The organism is Clostridia bacterium (genome assembly GCA_024653205.1).
Taxonomy (GTDB): Bacteria; Bacillota; DSM-521; order Neomoorellales; family SLTJ01; genus JANLFO01.
The window spans coordinates 57,828-76,749 of the sequence record JANLFO010000001.1; the positions used below are offsets into that span (position 1 = coordinate 57,828).

The 18,922-nt window shown below is 67.4% G+C and carries 12 protein-coding genes, 4 tRNA genes and 1 CRISPR repeat array (1 of these 17 running past the window's edge); all 16 genes read left to right on the forward strand.

Annotated features, from left to right (window positions below; genetic code table 11):
* The first annotated feature begins 4 nt into the window (after positions 1 to 4).
* The 16 genes from glyS to cas7u all read left to right on the forward strand — a co-directional run bounded on the left by glyS (position 5) and on the right by cas7u (position 18,688).
* Positions 5 to 2,074, forward strand: a complete 2,070-nt coding sequence (gene glyS, locus NUV99_00315) for a glycine--tRNA ligase subunit beta (protein ID MCR4418598.1) — start codon at positions 5 to 7, stop codon at positions 2,072 to 2,074.
* 40 nt (positions 2,075 to 2,114) lie between these two features.
* Positions 2,115 to 2,747, forward strand: a complete 633-nt coding sequence (locus NUV99_00320; GenBank protein ID MCR4418599.1) for a helix-turn-helix transcriptional regulator — start codon at positions 2,115 to 2,117, stop codon at positions 2,745 to 2,747.
* 2 nt (positions 2,748 to 2,749) lie between these two features.
* Positions 2,750 to 3,574: a kinase/pyrophosphorylase gene (locus NUV99_00325; GenBank protein ID MCR4418600.1), complete on the forward strand. Its 825-nt coding sequence runs from the start codon at positions 2,750 to 2,752 to the stop codon at positions 3,572 to 3,574.
* Complete coding sequence (gene ppdK, locus NUV99_00330) at positions 3,564 to 6,236, forward strand: pyruvate, phosphate dikinase (GenBank protein ID MCR4418601.1); 2,673 nt, start codon at positions 3,564 to 3,566, stop codon at positions 6,234 to 6,236. Before NUV99_00325 ends, ppdK begins: the two co-directional genes overlap by 11 nt.
* A gap of 185 nt (positions 6,237 to 6,421) precedes the next feature.
* On the forward strand, positions 6,422 to 7,408 hold the full coding sequence (locus NUV99_00335; GenBank protein ID MCR4418602.1) for a deoxyguanosinetriphosphate triphosphohydrolase: 987 nt from the start codon (positions 6,422 to 6,424) through the stop codon (positions 7,406 to 7,408).
* Positions 7,409 to 8,061: 653 nt separating this feature from the next.
* On the forward strand, positions 8,062 to 9,930 hold the full coding sequence (gene dnaG / locus NUV99_00340; protein MCR4418603.1) for a DNA primase: 1,869 nt from the start codon (positions 8,062 to 8,064) through the stop codon (positions 9,928 to 9,930).
* Positions 9,927 to 11,030: an RNA polymerase sigma factor RpoD gene (gene rpoD, locus NUV99_00345; GenBank protein MCR4418604.1), complete on the forward strand. Its 1,104-nt coding sequence runs from the start codon at positions 9,927 to 9,929 to the stop codon at positions 11,028 to 11,030. Before dnaG ends, rpoD begins: the two co-directional genes overlap by 4 nt.
* 223 nt (positions 11,031 to 11,253) lie before the next feature.
* Positions 11,254 to 11,328 (forward strand) — tRNA-Asn (locus NUV99_00350).
* Positions 11,329 to 11,335: 7 nt separating this feature from the next.
* A tRNA-Ile gene (locus tag NUV99_00355) sits at positions 11,336 to 11,410 on the forward strand.
* 5 nt (positions 11,411 to 11,415) lie between these two features.
* A tRNA-Glu gene (locus NUV99_00360) sits at positions 11,416 to 11,490 on the forward strand.
* 1 nt (position 11,491) lies between these two features.
* Positions 11,492 to 11,567, forward strand: a tRNA-Val gene (locus NUV99_00365).
* A 68-nt stretch (positions 11,568 to 11,635) separates the two neighbouring features.
* On the forward strand, positions 11,636 to 12,046 hold the full coding sequence (locus tag NUV99_00370) for a nucleotidyltransferase domain-containing protein (protein MCR4418605.1): 411 nt from the start codon (positions 11,636 to 11,638) through the stop codon (positions 12,044 to 12,046).
* Positions 12,043 to 12,552: a hypothetical protein gene (locus tag NUV99_00375; protein MCR4418606.1), complete on the forward strand. Its 510-nt coding sequence runs from the start codon at positions 12,043 to 12,045 to the stop codon at positions 12,550 to 12,552. Before NUV99_00370 ends, NUV99_00375 begins: the two co-directional genes overlap by 4 nt.
* Positions 12,553 to 12,951: 399 nt before the next feature.
* Positions 12,952 to 15,393, forward strand: coding sequence for a CRISPR-associated helicase Cas3' (gene cas3, locus NUV99_00380; GenBank protein ID MCR4418607.1), 2,442 nt, complete (start codon positions 12,952 to 12,954; stop codon positions 15,391 to 15,393).
* Positions 15,394 to 15,398: 5 nt separating this feature from the next.
* Complete coding sequence (csx17, locus tag NUV99_00385; protein ID MCR4418608.1) at positions 15,399 to 17,660, forward strand: type I-U CRISPR-associated protein Csx17; 2,262 nt, start codon at positions 15,399 to 15,401, stop codon at positions 17,658 to 17,660.
* A 17-nt stretch (positions 17,661 to 17,677) separates the two neighbouring features.
* Positions 17,678 to 18,688 carry a type I-U CRISPR-associated RAMP protein Csb1/Cas7u gene (gene cas7u, locus NUV99_00390; GenBank protein MCR4418609.1) on the forward strand — a complete coding sequence of 337 codons (1,011 nt, stop codon included), beginning with the start codon at positions 17,678 to 17,680 and terminating at the stop codon, positions 18,686 to 18,688.
* A 232-nt stretch (positions 18,689 to 18,920) separates the two neighbouring features.
* Positions 18,921 to 18,922: a CRISPR direct-repeat array (repeat unit 36 nt) (it continues 1,267 nt past the right edge of the window).

Genomic DNA, 18,922 nt, shown 5'->3' on the forward strand with positions numbered 1-18,922 from the left:
GGGGTTGAGTCGCGACTTTCTCTTGGAGATAGGCACGGAGGAGATGCCCGCCGGCAGCATGGAAGAGGCCCGGACGGAGCTGGTGCGGGCGCTGGAGACCCGTCTCGCCGAGGAACGGCTCCGCTTCGAGCGGATCCGGGGTTACGTGGCGCCCCGGCGCCTGGCCGCCCTGGTGGAGGGCCTGGCCGAGCGGCAGGAAGACCTGGTACAGCAGGTGCGGGGGCCTTCGGCGGCGGTGGCGTTCGACGCCTCGGGAGCGCCCACCAGGGCGGCGCTGGGCTTCGCCCGCTCCCAGGGGGTGGAAGTGGCGGAGCTGGTCGTCCGCGAGGGCTACGTCTACGCCGTCAGGCGGGTGGCGGGGCGCCCGGCCGCGGAAGTGCTGGCCGAGGTTCTGCCCCGGTTGCTCGCCGAGCTTCACTTCCCCAAGACCATGCGCTGGGGCGGGCAGAGCCTGAGGTTCATCCGTCCCATCCGCTGGCTGGTGGCCCTTTACGGAGAGGACGCGGTTTCTTTCTCCCTGGCCGGGGTGGCCAGCGGTCGGTGCTCTCGGGGACACCGGTTTCTTTGCCCGGGCCCGGTGGAAATCCCCGAGGCGGCCCGCTACCGGGAAGTGCTGTCCGGCGCCGGGGTAATCGTGGACCAGGAGGAGCGGCGCGGGCGGGTGGCGCGGGGCGTGCAGGAAGCGGCGGCCGCGGTGAACGGGACCGCCATGCTCTCGGAGCGGCTGCTGGAGGAAGTGACCCACCTGGTCGAGCACCCCACCGCCGTCCTGGGCTCCTTTGACCGGCAGCACCTGGAACTGCCCGAAGAAGTGCTCACCACGGTCATGGCCGAGCACCAGCGCTTCTTCCCCGTGCGGGGGCCGGACGGCCGGCTCCTGCCCCACTTCGTGGGGGTGCGCGACGGCGGCACCAAGGGAGAGGAGGCGGTGCGGGCGGGCTACGAGCGGGTGCTGCAGGCCCGCCTGGTGGACGCCACCTTCTTTTACAATGAAGACTTGAAGACGCCGCTGGCCGCGCGTACCGAGCGGCTCAAGGAGATAATCTTCCAGGAAAAGCTGGGCAGCATGTACGACAAGACCCTGCGGCTGCAGTACCTGGCGGGGTGGCTGGCCGAACGGCTGGGGCTGGAGGAGGACCTGCGCCGGGCGGCGGTGCGGGCCGCCTACCTGGCCAAGGCCGACCTCACCACCAACCTGGTGTACGAGTTCCCCGAACTGGCCGGCACCATGGGCGGTCACTACGCCGAGCGCCAGGGCGAGCCCGCGGCGGTGGCCGCCGCCATAAGGGAGCACCACCTGCCGCGCTTTGCCGGCGACCGCCTGCCGGAAAGCCCCGTGGGGCTGCTGCTCAGCCTGGCCGACCGGCTGGACACCCTGGTAGGGTACTGGAGCCTGGGCATCACCCCTACCGGCTCGCAGGACCCCTACGGGCTGCGCCGGCAGGCCTACGGCCTCTGCCTGCTGCTGGTGGACCGGGGGCTGAGGCTTTCCTGGCGGGAGCTGGTCCTCCAGGCCTACGGCCAGTACCAGGCGGCGGGCCGGGCCGAGCACCCGCTGGACGAGGTGGAGGCCGGGCTCACGGGCTTTTGCCGGCAGCGGCTGGCGAATATCCTGGAAGAGCGGGGCATACGCTATGATGTGGTCAACGCCGTGCTGGGAGCGGGCTGGGACTGGCCGGCCGGGGCGGCGCGCCGGGCGCAGGCCCTGCAGGAACTGGTCGGCCAGCCGGCCCTGGAGGCTCTCGTCACCACCTACACCCGGGCGCGCAACCTTTCCAAGAACGGTATCGGCGGGCAGGTGAGGCCGGAGCTCTTCCGCCAGCCGGCGGAGGCCGGGCTCTTTGCCGCCCTGGAGCGGGTCCGGGAAGAGGTGGCCCGGCATCTTTCCGCCGAGGACTACCGGTCGGCGCTGACCGCCCTTTCCCGCCTGGAGAAGCCGCTGGCTGCCTTCTTCGACCAGGTGCTGGTCATGGCCGAGGAGCCGGACCTGCGGGCCAACCGGCTGGCGCTGCTGCAGGAAATAGTGGCCTGCGTGGGTCAAATCGCCGACCTGTCCCAGGTTCAGGCGCCCTAGCCCGCGGCTTGAGAGTTTGGGAACGGGGTGGTGAGCGGCCATTCAGCTCAGTCAGCGCCAGGCCAAGATCGTGGAGCTGGTCCGGATCTCCGGGCCCATGACCAGTGAGGAGATCGCCCGCGAACTCCGGGTGACCCGCGCCGCCCTGCGGCCGGACCTGGCCGTGCTCACCATGGCGGGAATCCTGGGCGCCCGGCCCAAGGTCGGCTATTACTACAGCGGCCGCTCCCTGCTGGCGGACGCGCTCCGGCGCTACCGCGTGGGCGACATCAAGTCCGTGCCGGTGGTGGTTACGGAGGAGACCAGCGTTTACGACGCGGCGGTGACCATGTTCCTGGAGGACGTGGGCACGCTTTTCGTGGTAGGCTCCGGGGGCCTGCTGGAGGGGGTGGTGAGCCGCAAGGACCTGCTGCGCGCCACCCTGGGAGGCTCGGACGTGCAGCGCCTGCCGGTCAGCGTGCTCATGACCCGCCGCCCCCACCTGATTACCACCACGCCCGAAGAAAGCGTATGCGCGGCGGCCAAGAAGATGGTAGAGCACGAGGTGGACGCGCTGCCCGTGGTCAGGCCCCTGCTCGGTCCCGAGGGGCAGGAACTGGGGCTGGAAGTGGTCGGCCGCATCACCAAGACCAGCATCACCCGTCTCTTTGTGGAATTGGGAGAGGAGGTGTAGCCCTGGGACGGTTGCCGACCGTTTTTGTGGTGTCCGATTCCCTGGGAGAAACGGCCGAGTACGTGGCCCGGGCGGCGGCCAGCCAGTTCGATTCCGGCCGGGTGGAGATCCGGCGCATACCCTACGTGGCCGAAGAAGGGCAGCTGGAAGCGGTGGTGTCCGAGGCGGCGCGGGCCCGGCCCAGCATCATCGCCTATACCCTGGTGGTGGAAAGGCTCAAGCGGCGGCTGGTGGAGCTGGCCGAGGAGCGGGGAATCCCGGCGGTAGACGTGCTGGGGCCGGTCATCGAGGCCCTGGCCCGGGCCGCGGGCCTCAATCCCCGGCTGGAGCCGGGCCTGCTGCGGAGGCTGGACGAGGAATACTTCGGCAAAATGGAGGCCATCGAATTCGCCGTGCGCTACGACGACGGCAAGGACCCTCGGGGCCTGCTCTTTGCCGACGTGGTGTTGATAGGCGTTTCCCGCACTTCAAAAACTCCGGTGTGCATGTACCTGGCCCACAAGCGCCTCAAGGCGGCCAACCTCCCGCTGGTTCCGGAAGTCACCCCCTGCGAGGAGCTGTGGGCCTTGCCCCGCCACCGGATCGTGGGCCTCACCATCGATCCCTACCAGCTCTATCAAATCCGCCAGGAGCGGCTCAAGAGCCTGGGCCTGGGGGCGGACGCCGGCTACGCCAGCCTGGACCGCATCCGCCGGGAACTGGACTACGCCCACGGCCTTATGGAGCGCCTGGGTTGCCCGGTAATCGACGTCACCAACCGGGCGGTGGAGGAAACCGCCGGCCGGATCATGGAAATCTATCGTAGGGGGCAGAGGCATGTCGGCTAAATACGTGTACCTGTTCCACGAAGGCGACGCCCGCATGCGCGATCTACTGGGGGGAAAGGGAGCCAACCTGGCGGAGATGACCAAGATCGGTCTGCCCGTACCCCCGGGGCTGGTCATCACCACCGAGGCCTGCCGGGAATACGTGCGCCGGGGGCAGGAACTCCCGCCCGGACTCATGGACCAGGTGCGGGATAAGCTGGCCGAGGTGGAAGCGGCCGCAGGCAAGAAGTTCGGCGATCCCGCCAACCCGCTCCTGCTGTCCGTGCGTTCCGGAGCCCCGGTCTCCATGCCCGGCATGATGGACACCATCCTCAACCTGGGTCTGAACGACGCCACGGTAGAGGGCCTGGTAAAGGCCACCGGCGACGAGCGCTTTGCCCTGGACTGCTACCGCCGCTTCCTGCAGATGTTCGGAGACGTGGTCATGGGGGTGGAGCACGCCGCCTTCGAGCGGGAGCTGGAGCGGGTCAAGGAGGAAGAGGGGGTGAAGTTCGACCACGAGCTTACCCCGCCGGCGCTGCGCCGGGTCATCACCGCCTACCAGCAGCTGATCCGCACCCGGGCCGGCCGCGACTTCCCCCAGGACCCCACCCGGCAGCTGGAGCTGGCCATCGAGGCGGTGTTCAACTCTTGGAACAACCAGCGGGCCGTGGTCTACCGCCGGCTCAACAAGATTCCCGACGATCTGGGCACGGCGGTGAACGTGCAGACCATGGTCTTCGGCAACCTGGGGCCGGACTCCGGCACCGGCGTGGCCTTCAGCCGCGACCCCTCCACCGGGGAAAAGAAGATATACGGCGAGTACCTGATCAACGCCCAGGGCGAGGACGTGGTGGCCGGCATCCGCACCCCCAAGCCCCTGGCCGAACTGGAGAAGGACATGCCGGAAATCTACCGGCAGTTCCTGGACATAAGCGGGCGGCTGGAGCAGCACTACCGGGAAATGCAGGACATGGAGTTCACCGTGGAAAGAGGCAAGCTCTACATGCTCCAGACCCGCACCGGCAAGCGCACCGCCCGGGCGGCGGTCAAGATTGCCGTGGACATGGTGAAGGAAGGCCTCATCACCAGGGAAGAGGCCCTGCTGCGGGTGGAGCCGGAGCAGCTCACGCAGTTGCTGCACCGCCGCATCGACCCCAAGGCCGAGGTAAAGGCCATCGCCACCGGGCTTCCCGCCTCGCCGGGAGCGGCCTCCGGCAGGGTGGTGTTCGACGCCGACGAGGCCGAGCGGCTGGGGAAGGAGGGCCACAAGGTCATCCTGGTGCGCACCGAGACCACGCCGGACGACATCCACGGCATCGTGCCCGCCCAGGGCGTGCTCACCAGCCGGGGCGGCATGACCAGCCACGCCGCGGTGGTGGCCCGGGGCATGGGCAAGCCCTGCGTGTGCGGCTGCGAGGCCCTCAAGATCGACTACGAGGCCAAAGAGTTCCGGGTGGACGGCCTGGTGGTGAAGGAGGGCGACGTGATTTCCATCGACGGCGCCACCGGCCGGGTGATGCTGGGCGAGGTGCCGGTGGTGGAGCCCGAACTGGGCGACGAGTTCGCCACCCTCCTGACCTGGGCGGACGAGGTGAAGCGCCTGGGAGTCCGGGCCAACGCCGACACGCCCGAAGACGCGGCGCGGGCCCGGGCCTTCGGCGCCGCCGGGGTGGGCCTCTGCCGGACGGAGCACATGTTCATGGCCCAGGACCGCCTGCCCATCGTGCAGCAGATGATACTGGCGGCCACGCCGGAAGCGCGCAAGCTGGCGCTGGACAAGCTTTTGCCCATGCAGCAGGGCGACTTCTACGGCATTCTCAAGGCCATGGCCGGCTACCCGGTCACCATCCGCCTGCTCGACCCGCCCCTGCACGAGTTCCTGCCTAACGCCGGAGAACTGGCCATAGAAATCACGCGGCTGAAGCTCACCGGCGGCAGTCCGGAGGAGATCCGGGCCAAGGAAGGACTCCTGAAGCAGGTGCAGGCCCTGGCCGAATTCAACCCCATGCTGGGTCACCGCGGCTGCCGGCTGGGCATCACCTTCCCGGACGTGTACGCCATGCAGGTGCGGGCCATCTTCGGCGCGGTGGTGCAGCTGGTCAAGGAGGGCTATAAGGTCTACCCGGAGGTGGAGATCCCGCTGGTGGGCTTTGTGGAGGAGCTGGCCCGGCTGCGCCGGCTGGTGGACGAGATTGCCGCCGAGGTCAAGGCCCAGAGCGGGGTGGAGTTCGAGTACAGCGTGGGCACCATGATCGAGGTGCCGCGGGCCTGCGCCACCGCGGACGCCATCGCCCGGGAGGCGGCCTTCTTCTCCTTCGGCACCAACGACCTCACCCAGACCACCCTGGGCTTCAGCCGCGACGATGCCGAGGGCAAGTTCCTTCCCAAGTACCTGGAAGAGAAAATCCTGCCCGCCAACCCGTTTGCGGTGCTGGACCGCCAGGGCGTGGGCAAGCTGATGCAGATGGCGGTAGAGCAGGGCCGCCGCACCCGGCCGGACCTGTTGATCGGCATCTGCGGCGAGCACGGGGGCGAACCCAGCTCCATCGAGTTCTGCCACCTGCTGGGGCTGGACTACGTGAGCTGCTCGCCCTTCCGGGTGCCGATTGCGCGCCTGGCCGCGGCCCAGGCGGCGCTGAGGCACGAGCACGGCGCCCTGCTGAAGAGTGAGAGGACGTAGCTTATTCCCCGGCTCCTGCCGGCAGTTCCGGTTTCAGCGAGTACCTGAAGCCTGCCGGACGCCGAACACCTGCAAACGGGGTTCGGCCGGGGACGGCCGGTACAGCGAAGAACCGGGACTGCCGGCAAGGCAAACTGAGGGTGCGTCAGTGGGGATACGGCGAGTTAAGCACCGGGGGTGAGGCGGTGGGCATCCGGGAGCAGCAGGAGGAGTGGGAAGTCCGTCACCTTTCGCCCCGGGCGGCCAGGAGCGGCGCCAGCCGCGGCCGCCGGCGGCCGGAGGCGCCCTGTCCCATCCGCACGGAATTCCAGCGAGACCGGGACCGCATCATCCATTCCAAGGCCTTCAGGCGCCTGAAGCACAAAACCCAGGTGTTCATCGCCCCGGAGGGCGATCACTTCCGCACCCGCCTCACGCATACCCTAGAAGTAGCGCAAATCGCCCGGACCATCGCCCGGGCCCTGCGGCTCAACGAGGACCTGACCGAAGCCATAGCCCTGGGGCACGACCTGGGGCACACGCCCTTCGGCCACGCCGGCGAGGAAGCCCTGAACCAGGTCTATCCGCCTGGTTTCCGGCACAACGAGCAGAGCCTGCGCGTGGTGGAGGTGCTGGAAGATCTCAACCTCACCTGGGAGGTGAGGGACGGCATCCTCTGCCATACCGGGGATCAACGGCCCCAGACCCTGGAAGGAGAGATAGTGCGGCTGGCGGATCGCATCGCCTACATCAACCACGACATAGACGACGCCCTGAGGGGCGGGGTGCTGACCGAGCAAGATCTGCCGCAGGACTGCCTGGTCGTACTGGGCCGGGACCACCGCAGCCGCATCAACACCATGGTTACCGACGTTATCCTGCAGGGCGCGGAGGGAGGGATTCGCATGAGCCCCGAGGTGGCGCGGGCCACGGACCGGCTGCGCGAATTCCTGTTTGCCCGGGTATACGTTGGCTCCCGGGCCAAAGCGGAGGAAGGAAAGGCCAAGAGTCTGGTGCAGCAGCTCTACTTCCACTACACCCGGCACCCGGAGCAGATCCCCACCGGTCCGGGCAGCCCCGAGGCCGACCCCGCCCGCCGGGCGGTGGACTACATCGCCGGCATGACCGACACCTACGCCGTAAACCGCTACCTGGCCCTGTTCGTTCCCGGTCCCTTCCGCCTATCCGAATAACGAGGGAAGAGGCAGGCGCACCCTCTCTTCGCTGGTCAGGCTATCCGGGTACTGACCGCATACCCGACAGGAGGGCCGGTATTACCTCTTCCCGTTACCATTATGCCCGGGCGATTTGCCGTCTATACCTGGGAGCGGCGGGCCGGGTGACGGCGTACTTGGAGCGCGTTCGCAGGCGCGCGGGCCGGCACCGTTGCTTCGGGCGTGCCGGGCACCGAGCTTGGCGAGAGCAAGGGCGGAGGCGGGCCGGAGGCCACGGACGGCCGCAGCGGCGCGGCGCCATGGACGGCGCCTGCGCCGGGAGCCCGCCGGAGCGCGAAGCTTGAGCCCTAGCTCGGTCGGCGGAGCGGCCGGTACGCGGGGGAACCGGGGATACCGGCCAGGATTGGGCGCGACTTCTGGGTCCGAGATACGCTCAATCGGGCCGGCTGCGGCCTAGCCCCGGCTGCGGAGGAGCGGGGACAGGAGCGGCCGGATCACGCCCCGGTAGAGGGCCACCACGGTGGCGGCGCCGATCACGGCCAGAAGCAGGTAGCCCAGGATACGCGACACCAACCTCACCCCCCGGGATTATTCTGGCTCCGGCGCGGAAGCATTCATCAGGTATAAATTGGCAGACAGTCGCCCATAATAGAAGCGGGCTCGCGCAATTTTTGTGGCTGCGGAAGGAATTGGCCAAGCCATGGCGAAAGAAGAAACCGGGGCCGGTGAACGGGGTGGAGCGACGTTCCTTCCGGGGAGAAGCCATAGCGGAGATCAAAGCGCGGCTTGACATAGTATCCGTCATCGGGGAATATGTTCATTTAAAAAGACAGGGCAGGAATTACGTCGGTCTTTGCCCTTTTCACCAGGAAAAAACGCCATCCTTCACCGTTAGCCCGGAGCGCCAGCTCTTTTACTGCTTCGGCTGCGGGGCAGGAGGCGACATATACAGCTTCCTGATGCGCCTGGAGCGGCTGAGTTTTGCCGAGGCGCTGCGACGCCTGGCGGAAAAGGCCGGGGTGCAGCTGGAAGCGCGGGCCGGGGAGGCACGGCCGGCCGGCCGTTACGAGGAGCTCTACCGGGCCAATCAGGCGGCGCAGGCCGTGTACCACCACCTGCTGATCAGGGACCGGCGGGGAGAGCCCGGCCGGGCCTATCTCCGGCAGAGGGGGCTTGCACCGGCCGACTGGGAGCGCTTCGGCCTGGGCTGGGCACCGGACCAGGACCTGCTGGGGCCGTATCTCGCGAGCAAGGGTTTCGGCGAGGAAACCCTGGTCAGCGCCGGGCTGGTGGTGAGGCAGCCCGACGGCCGCCTGTCGGACCGCTTCCGGCACCGGGTGATGTTTCCCATCTACGACGCCCGGGGCCGGGTGGTAGGCTTCGGCGGCCGGGCCATCGGGGAGGAGCAGCGGCCCAAGTACCTGAACACCGCCGAAAGCCCCGTCTTCCGCAAGGGCGAGGTGCTCTACGGCCTGAATTGGGCCCAGCACGAGGCCCGGCGACAGGGCAGGGTAGTGGTAGTAGAGGGCTACATGGACGCGCTGAGCGCCCACCGATGCGGGCTCACCTACGCGGTGGCTTCCATGGGAACTGCCCTCACCGGCGAACAGGCCAGGCGTCTCAAGAACGTCGCCGACCGGGTGGTGATCAGCTTCGACGCCGACGCCGCCGGAGGCAGCGCCACCTGGCGGGGCCTGGACGTGTTGCGGGATGCAGGCTGCCGGGTGCTGGTGGCCACGCTGCCCGCCGGGTACGACCCGGACAAGTTCATCCGGCAGCACGGGCCCGAAGCCCTGCGGCGCCTGTGGGAGGAAGAGGCCGTACCGCTGCTGGTCTACAAGCTGGGTCAGGTCAAGGCCCGCTACCGGGTAAGTGACCCGGAACAGAGGGTGGCGGCGGCGCGGGAACTGCTGCCCGACCTGGTGCGGCTGGAAAGCCCGCTGGAGCGGCAGGAGTACGTTCGCCTGGTGGCGGCGGAGCTGGGCCTGGACGAGGCTGCCCTCTGGGCAGAGCTGAAAGGGCTTCTAAAACAGGATAAAAAGGCCATAGCCAGGAATAATAAGACTGACGCTCTGCGGCCTGCCAAGCCGCGGCGTCAGCGGGCGGAAGAGGAACTGCTGGTCCTGATGCTTCAAGACGAGGCCGCGCGGGCCCGAATAGTTGACAGCTTGGGCTGGGAGTTTTTCGCCGATCCCCGGGCGGCGCAGGTAGCCCGGGCTCTGAGAGAGTGGCTGGAAGAACACCCCGCGAGCGTACCGGACGTGGTTTCGCTGGTAGAACAGGTGGGCGAGGAAGCGGGAGCCTGGATTTACGAGCTGTTGATGCGCGATCGGGCTGCGTTTGCCGCTTTAGAGGATAACCTTCGGGTGGTGCAGGAAGAGCGGCTCCGGGAAGAGGCCAGAGAGCTGGAACGCCGGTTGAAAGGGGCCGGCCCGGAGGACGGCGCCTCGATTTTGAGCCGCCTGGCGGAAGTGCAGCGCGCCTTGCGAGAAGTCTCCGCCGCCGGCGGCACCCGCCCGCGAAAGGGGGGAACCCGATGAAAGACGAAGCCAACTACCGGGGAAACGGTCAGGTGAAAAGCGAGGCCGTAAGGCATCTCATAGAAGTAGGCAGGAAGCAGGGGAGCCTGACTTACGAGCAGGTAATGGACGCCCTGCAAGGGGTAGAGCTTACCCCGGAGCAGATCGAGCAGGTGTACGACCAGCTGGCGCGCATGGGCATCGAGGTCGTGCCCGAGGAGAAGGACATGCAGGAGCTGGAAAAGGCGGTTCAGGAAGACCTGGAAGGCGATCTGGCGCTTCCGGAAGGGGTCAGCCTGGACGATCCCGTGCGCATGTACCTCAAGGAAATCGGCCGTATACCCCTGCTGACTCCCGAAGAGGAGATAGAGCTCGCCAAGCGTATCGAGCAGGGCGACGAGGAGGCCAAGCGGCGCCTGGCCGAGGCCAACCTGAGGCTGGTGGTAAGCATTGCCAAGCGCTACGTGGGGCGAGGCATGCTGTTCCTGGACCTCATTCAGGAAGGGAATCTGGGCCTCATCAAGGCGGTGGAGAAGTTCGACTACCGCAAGGGATACAAATTCAGCACTTACGCCACCTGGTGGATCCGGCAGGCGATCACCCGGGCCATTGCCGACCAGGCCCGAACCATACGCATTCCGGTGCACATGGTGGAAACCATCAACAAGCTCATCCGGGTGTCCCGGGAGCTGTTGCAGGAACTGGGCCGGGACCCCACTGCCGAGGAAATCGCCCGGGAGATGGATATCCCGGTGGAGCGGGTGCGGGAAATCATGAAGATCGCCCAAGAGCCGGTATCCCTGGAAACCCCCATCGGGGAAGAAGAAGACAGCCACCTGGGCGACTTCATTGAGGACGAGGACGCGCCCGCGCCGGCCGAGGCGGCCTCGCACCGGCTGCTCAAGGAGCAGCTCGAGGAGGTGCTGGACACCCTGAGCCCCCGGGAGGAGAAGGTATTGCGCCTGCGCTTCGGCCTGGACGACGGCCGCTCCCGCACCCTGGAGGAAGTGGGGCAGGAGTTCGGCGTCACCCGGGAGAGGATCCGCCAGATCGAGGCCAAGGCCTTGCGCAAGCTGCGCCATCCCAGCCGCAGCAAGAAGCTGAAGGACTACCTGGAGTAGCTCGCCGTCTAGTCGCGTGCTGGCGAGCGGCGCCGCGGGGCGCCGCCGGTTTTTTCTTGGGCCGGGCGGTGCGGCCCACCCGGCGACTCCGCCGATTCCTGAGTTATGCCCATTTTTGGCCTGGTAAGCGGTACCGCCTAGGGCAAACTAGGGATCCGTCAGCGCCCGACTCGTATTGACCCGCGCCCGGATATGCCTTATAATTAGGGGCGTGAAACGGCATTCCTCGGTAGCTCAAGGGTAGAGCGGCCGGCTGTTAACCGGTAGGTTGCAGGTTCGAATCCTGCCCGAGGAGCCATTTATATGGGCCCATAGCTCAACGGCAGAGCAGCCGGCTCATAACCGGTCGGTTCCTGGTTCGAATCCGGGTGGGCCCACCAATCCTGGCCCGTTAGTCAAGGGGTTAAGACACCGGTCTTTCAAGCCGGGAACGGGGGTTCGAATCCCCCACGGGTCACCACGGGCGATTAGCTCAGAGGCGAGAGCACTTGCCTTACAAGCAAGGGGTCGGTGGTTCAAATCCACCATCGCCCACCAGAAAAATCGGGGCCTCCCAAGACCGGGAGGCTTGCTTGTCTTCAGTCTTCCCAAAGAGGTGAGGCCTGGTGGGGAGCAGTGCGGCGGATCCGACCAAGCCAACAACGACCGTACGTAGAGCCCCGGAGCGAGACACTGAGGAAGAATGGCTGCGGCTGCGCGGCCGGCTTCAGGATACGCGCCGGCGGCGGCAGGAGGTGCTGGTGCGTGAGGCCCGCTTGCGCGCCGAGAGGATAGCGCGCACCCTAAAGAGCAAATACGGGGCGGAGAAGGTCTTCTTGTACGGTTCCCTTGCCTGGGGCGGGTTCAGGGAGGATTCGGACATTGACCTTTTGGTATGCGGTTATCAGGGGAGTTATTGGGATATATTGGTAGAAGTAGAACGCCTCGCCAGCCCGTTTCAGGTAAGCCTGGTAGGACTGGAAGATGCTTCACCTTCGCTCAGGGCGGAGGTCTTCGCGAGAGGAGTGCCCCTATGACTCCCGAGGAGTATCTGGTGGTAGAGGCCCGAATTAAGAAAGAGGCCGAGAATTTGGAACGGCTGGAAAAGGAACTGGAGCGCCTTGGACTCTTCCCGGAGGTCAGGGCGTCCAAGGTGGGAGGGTTCGCTCTCTCCGACAGCGCGGCCTGCCGCATTGTAGGCTCCATCCTGCACGACTACTACGTGGCGGTGGAAAACATATTCAAGGTGGTGGCCACCCGCCTGGATAAGTCTATTTTGGCCGGAGAACAGTGGCACCGGGAACTGCTGGAGCAAATGACCCTGGAGGTACAGGGCGTACGGCCGGCCCTGCTTTCTCCGGAGGCAGCGGCCGGGTTGGATCGGCTGCGCGCCTTCCGCCACGTCTTCCGCAACGTATACGGCTTTAACCTCTCCCCGGAGAAGATCAAGGAACTCCTGCTTGAGCTGCCGCGCACCTCGGCCCTGCTGAAGCGCGATCTGTCCCGCTTCGCCGGCAGGATCAGGGAATCGCTTCTGCGCTAGTCTGGCCCGCCGGCGTCGCCCTGCAGGCTTGGCGCCTTACGGCTGTCGCTGTTGATGTATCACACCAGCAATACTGATTGACTATGTGGGACGAATGGCCATTCTAAGGCTCTTTTCCATTCCCGTCTCAACCGTGGTTGAAGACGCGCCTCGGCGTCCGAGCTAGATCCCCTGATCGAGTTTACGAGGCATGGTCCGCCTACGCCGTTGGTAAAGACCCTCGGGGGATTTCGTGTCCCTGGCGTGACGCCTGGTTCCGTGTGGTAGTCCCGCAGGAATTTTCCTGTAGACGTTGAAATAATTCCAATAATGTCGTGAGACCGGCGCCAAAGAATCGAAAGTCGAACTGCGCCCGGAAGAGGGCGGTGCCGGGTCGGTCGAACGGGGTGGTGACGGCACATGACGGCTTCTTTTGCCGAATTCTTCCGGACCGCTACCGGTTACGAACCCTACCCTTACCAGCGTCGGCTTGCCGATGCCCCTCTGTGGCCGCGCGTGCTGAAGGCCCCTACCGGGGCCGGAAAAACCGCGGCCGTGCTGCTCGCCTGGATCTGGCGGCGCCGTTTCCACCCCGATCCGAACGTTAGGAACTCCACTCCCCGGCGGCTGGTGTATTGCCTGCCGATGCGTGTGCTGGTGGAGCAGACCCGGGATGCAGTTGAGGATTACCTCCAGCGCCTGGGGCTCCGGTCGTCCCACCAGGGAGGGGTTCGGCCGGACGATATAGGGGTACACATCTTGATGGGCGGAGAAAGGGACGAGGACTGGCACCTCTATCCCGAGCGGGAGTGCGTGCTCATAGGCACGCAGGACCTCCTGCTTTCCCGGGCTCTTAACCGGGGGTACGTCCTGTCCAGGTTTCGCTGGCCTATACCTTTCGGCCTCCTCAATAACGATGCCCTCTGGATTTTCGATGAGGTTCAGTTAATGGGCGTCGCCGTTCCCACGAGCGCGCAGCTAGAAGCCTTCCGTCGAGCCTTCGGCACCGTGTGCCCCGCCGCCACCACTTGGATGTCTGCTACTCTGAGCCGCGCCTGGCTGGAAACCGTGGATCATGCGGCACCGCCGGATGAGGAGTGGCTGGAGCTAGACGATGAGGATCATCAGGACCCCCGGCTTGCGCCCCGCCTCGGCGCAGCAAAGCAGCTCAAGCAGCTGCGCCTGCGTTACGGGCCGGGCGCTTCCGCGTATGCGGCGGAGGTCGCCGATAGCGCCGCCCGGTTGCACCGGCCGGGTACCCTTACCCTGGTGATCGTGAATACCGTAGGCCGCGCACAGGAGGTGTATCTGGGCCTCCGCCAGCGCTGCCGAACCTCGGCCGAATTGGTGCTCCTGCACTCCCGCTTCCGGCCTCCGGACCGCAGGGCCCGGGCCGCCCGGCTGCTCGCACCCGTAGACCCTCATGGCCCCGGCCGGATTGCCGTTTGCACCCAGGTGTTGGAAGCGGGTGTCGATGTCTCGGCTGGGCTCCTAATTACCGAACTGTCGCCCTGGCCCAGCATGGTCCAGCGCTTCGGCCGCGTTAACCGCTACGCCGAATACCCCAACGCCCACGTATACTGGATCGACGTGCCAATGGGCCAGGCGGCCCCGTATGCGCCGGAGGCGCTCCACCTGGCCCGCGGTATCCTTCGAAGCCTGGAGGGCGGTTCTGTGGCCCCCGCCACCTTGCCCGACCCCGACCTGCCCGGGGAAGAGCACGAGGTCCTGCGCCGTCGGGACCTGATAGACCTGTTTGACACCGCTCCGGACCTCTCCGGGAACGATGTGGACGTGTCGCGGTTCGTCCGCGACAGCCGGGAAACGGAGGTCCGCGTCTGCTGGCGTGCCTGGGCGGGAGGGGAGCCCCCGAGAGACTGGGCGCGGGTGGTGCCGGATGAGCTCTGCCCGGTGCCAATCGGCGAGCTGCGGGCCCGGCTGGCCAAGGCGGGCAGGGAGGCCTGGTGCTGGGACCATCTTGCCCGGAGCTGGCGTCGGATAAGCCCCTCCGAGTTGTGGCCCGGTCGGGTCGTAGTGCTCCGCGCCGAGCACGGCGGTTACGACCCCGAAATGGGCTGGCGGGCGGCCTGCGTTGAGCCGGTGGCTCCCTGCCCGCCCGATGTATCCGAACCGGAGGAAGCGGGCGGGGACGACGTGCTTACCTTCGCGCCCGGCCGCTGGCAATCGCTGGCCGAGCATTCCGCCGAGGTAGTCCAGGAGGTGGAGGCTCTGCTGGCTGTTTTGCAGAACCCCAGCCTGGAACCCTTTGCGGTTGACCTGCTCCAGGCCGCGCGTTTTCACGACTGGGGGAAGGCCCACCCGGTATTCCAGGAAACCCTGCTGGCCCAGGCCGGCGATCCGGAGCGTTATGCCGGCACGGTCTGGGCCAAGGCGGAGCGCACCGCACGGCCGGGCCCGCACCGCCGGCCGCACTTCCGCCACGAACTGGCAAGCCTCCTGGCCCTCCTCGGCCAGCAGGCACGGGGCGAAGAACCGGGAGCGAGCCTGGGCGACCTGGCCCTGTACCTCATAGCTAGCCACCATGGCCGCGTGCGCCTAACCGTTCGCAACCTCCCCGGGCCGGACGGCCTGCCCTACCCGGAAACCTCGTCGCGGGTGTTACTGGGTATTGAGGACGGGGAGGTGCTCCCGCCCGCCGAAGTGGATCACGGCCTGGCGCTTCCGGAGGTGCGGCTGGAGCTGTGGCCGGTGGAAATTGGCGACCGTCCCCAGGGGCGGTCCTGGCTTGCCCGCAGTCTGGCGCTGAGAGACCGCCTGGGGCCGTTCCGTCTGGCTTACCTGGAGGCTCTGCTGCGGGCCGCCGACGCTCGGGCCAGCCTCCGGGCGGCGAGAGGAGGTTAGAACAGGTGCGCGGTGCCCTTTTGCTGGCCGGCTGCACGCCGGAACCCATCCTCGCCTATCTGAAAGCCCTAGGCGTGTTTCGGCTGGTGGCCGAACAGAAAGACCCTGAGGCGCGGGGTGCCTGGTCAGGGGGCTACTTCTGCCTGCACACTTGGCTCGACGTAGAAGAACTGGTGCGGTTCTTCCTCGACGAGTACCGGCCCACGCCGGTTTTGGCGCCGTGGAACGGCGGGTCGGGCTTCTGGGGGCACCGGACTGCCGCTGCCGCACTGGATGCGGTCCGCAACTCCACGCATCCCCGTCTGGACGCCTACCGGAAGAGCATCCTGCGGGCGGAGGCGGTGCTGGCGGCTATGGGCCTGAGCCGCCGGCCGCCCGCCAGGCTGAAGCCCGAACTGCTGCGGAGAATGCGCTCCGCCCTTCCCGACGAGGCCGTCCCGTGGATCGACGCCGTCTGCGCCCTCACCGAGGACCGCATGACCTTCGCTCCTCTCCTGGGCACCGGGGGCAACGACGGTAACCTCGAGTTCTCCAGCAACTTCATGCAGAGACTGGCCGACGTTGTCCCCTTTGCGGCCGGGGGGTGGCCCCCTTCCCGGCGCGGGCGCGCGGTGGAAAACCCGCGGGAGCGGAGCCGGCGCTGGCTCGAGGCTTCTCTTTTCGCGGCCGGGAACCCGCCGCTGGTGCGCGCTGCTATAGGGCAGTTTCACCCCGGAGGGGTAGGGGGGCCAAACGCCACGCAAGGTTTTGAGGGCGACTCGGTGGTAAACCCCTGGGACTACGTGCTCATGGTCGAGGGCGCCTTGCTCATGGCGGGCTCGGTGGCCAGGCGTCTGGGTTCGGAAAGCCGGCGCAAGGCCGCATTTCCGTTCACCGTGCGTTCCTCCGCGGCCGGATGGCCTACCCTGGCTTCCGGCGAGGCCGAGGGCTCGCGCGGATACGAGCTGTGGCTTCCCCTGTGGGAACGCCCGGCCTTGCTGGCGGAAGTAGCCCACCTCATGGCCGAAGGCCGGGCGCAGGTGGGAGCCAGACCGGCGGCCACCGGGGCCGACTTCGCCCGGGCTGTGGTAGGCCTGGGGGTGGACCGGGGCTTGGCCGGTTTCTGGCGCTTCGCCTTTGTTAGACGGAGCGGCAAGGCCTACATCGCCGCGCCTCTGGGCTATCTGTCGGCAAGTCCCCGCACCAACGTGCACCTGCTGGAAGAGGTCGATCCCTGGCTGGAGCGGCTGCGGTGGCTGAGCCGCAGGCGCGGGGCGCCGGAAAGCCTGCGGCAGGCAGAACGCGCGGTGGATGAGGCGGTGTTCCGGTTCTGCCGTGACGGCCACCCCCGGAGTTTGCAGGGGGTGCTGGCTGCTCTGGCAGGTGCCCAGCGGGCAGTAGCGCAAAACCCCGGTGCCCGCGAGCGGATCCCCCCGCTTCAGGGTCTCGGTCGGCGCTGGTTGGAGGCCTGCGCGGACGGCAGCACGGAGTTCCGGCTGGCGCGGGCGCTGGCCTCCCTGCGCGCGTCCTGGCGGGGGCAAGAGTTGGCGGTTGGCCCCCTGCGGATGTATCTGGAGCCGGTCCGCGTCGATAAGCGCACGGGGCGGTTTGAGTGGCATGTCGACAGCCCCTCCCTAGTGTGGGCGGCGGGAAATACGGTGTCAGGCATGGCGGCCGTGCTCGCGCGCCGCTTGCTGGAGGCGCGACGGGCCGGGATAGGCGGGGCGGCGGCCCTGGAGGCTGCCTGCGACGCTCCCCTGTCGGACGTGCAGCGGTTCCTGGCGGGTGAGGTCAGCGATCGGCGACTTGAGACCCTGGTGCGGGCCTTCCTGCTCCTGGACTGGACCTCCGGGGGCGTGTGGCCGGCGCAGGCAGGCGGGGAGCCTGAAAGGGAGGTGCCGCCGGAGATCAGCCGGCTCTACGCCTTGGTCAAGCTTCTTTTTCATCCCGCACGCCCGCACAAACGTCTCGCGGAAGACGACGGGTGGCCTCTCCTGGCGGAGCCGGATTTGGCCCTGCTTGCCAGGCTCCGGGCCGGGGATGCCGGGGCGGCGGTACGCATCGCGGCCCGGCGGCTCCGCGCCCGCGGGCACACGCTGGTGGGCACCGCCGGTTCGCGCCGGCCCGGACGGGTGCCGCTTCCAGTCTGCCCACCCTCGCTGGCAACCCGCGTGGCGGCCGCCCTGCTGATCCCCGTTTCCGATCGGGCCCTGCGGGGCCTGGCGGAACTCGTGCTGCGAACCCCGGAGGACCGCTCGCGGCTCCGGAGCCCCGGCATCAGTGTATAAGGAGGGTAGTCAAGCGGATGGATTTTGAGAGACTGTCTGCCCAGCCGCGTCTTTTGGTGGAGGCGGAGCTCAAGCCCTTGCAGGGCAACCGCTTCCAGCCCACCGGTTTCCCGGAGCTGGGTCCCGCCACCTATACCCTGCCCGACGGAACCGAGATGCTCCTGGTGGAGTCGTCGCAGTCTATGGCGAACCGTCTGGAGGCGGTATGCTGGGACGAGGGGGCGCAGGACCTGGTCGAACCGCTGCGGGGCTTGCCTTACGTGAGGGTGTGGTACGGTGGCCGGGTGCTCACCAACTCCCTCCTGGAAGCCCACCGCCTTAACTCTCCCTATATCCTGGAGAGCCAGGACCAGGACTTTTTGGAGAGGCTCCGCGCCGAGCTGCAGGTTCGGGAGGAGGGGCCGGTGGATCTCCACACCCTGGCCCGGGTCATCTGGAAGTACGACCCCAACTCCCTTCTCCACGGGGTGTTTCTGGCCAAGAGGACGTTGGCCGGAGGGCGTCTGCGCCTGCCCCGGCTGCTCTCGGCCTTCATCGAGGCCCGGGACGTGCGGCCGGTGGAGAGCGGCGGGGTCAAGCACGACCGCGTGAACCCTTCGGCCAACCCGAATCTGGGTTTCGGTAACGTGCCTTACGCCCGTACCGAATACGTGGCTGCGTCCATCACCGCCTATTTCAACCTCGACCTGGCCACCCTGCGGGGCTACCGCCTGGGAGAGGTGGCGGAGAGGCTGCTTATTGTCCTGGCCCTCTGGAAGACCCGCCGCTTCCTGGAGGTAGGGCTGCGCCTGCGTACGGCCTGCGACCTCCGCTGCGAGGGCGTGCGGGTGGCAATGCCTGAAGGGTTTTCCCTTCCCTTGACGGCTGATTTGGAAGACTTGCTGCGGGCGCTTCTGGAACGGGCCGAGGGCTTTGCCGAACCGCGCGTCACGGAGGTGGAGTTCGTCCCGCCCTCCAACTGGCTGAGGCGTGCCGTCCAGGAGGGTGAGGAGGAGCTAGAGCCGGAGGACGACGAGCAGGAGGAATGAGACCACTACCGCGCCCAGGTGCTGGCGGCTGTGCGAGGCAAGCCGCAGCGCCGGATGGCGAACCGGGAGCGGAAGCGAAAAGGGGGAGGGGTTCGCGCAACGTCAAACCCGCGCCCTGCGGGCACTTTCGCCGCCGGGGGCCCCCGATGGGTGCCGTGGCGACCCGGCGGGGCCTAGTTTCGCGAAAGACGGGGGGCAAGCGCAGGCGGCGGAAGGACCGGTCGAGGGCACAGT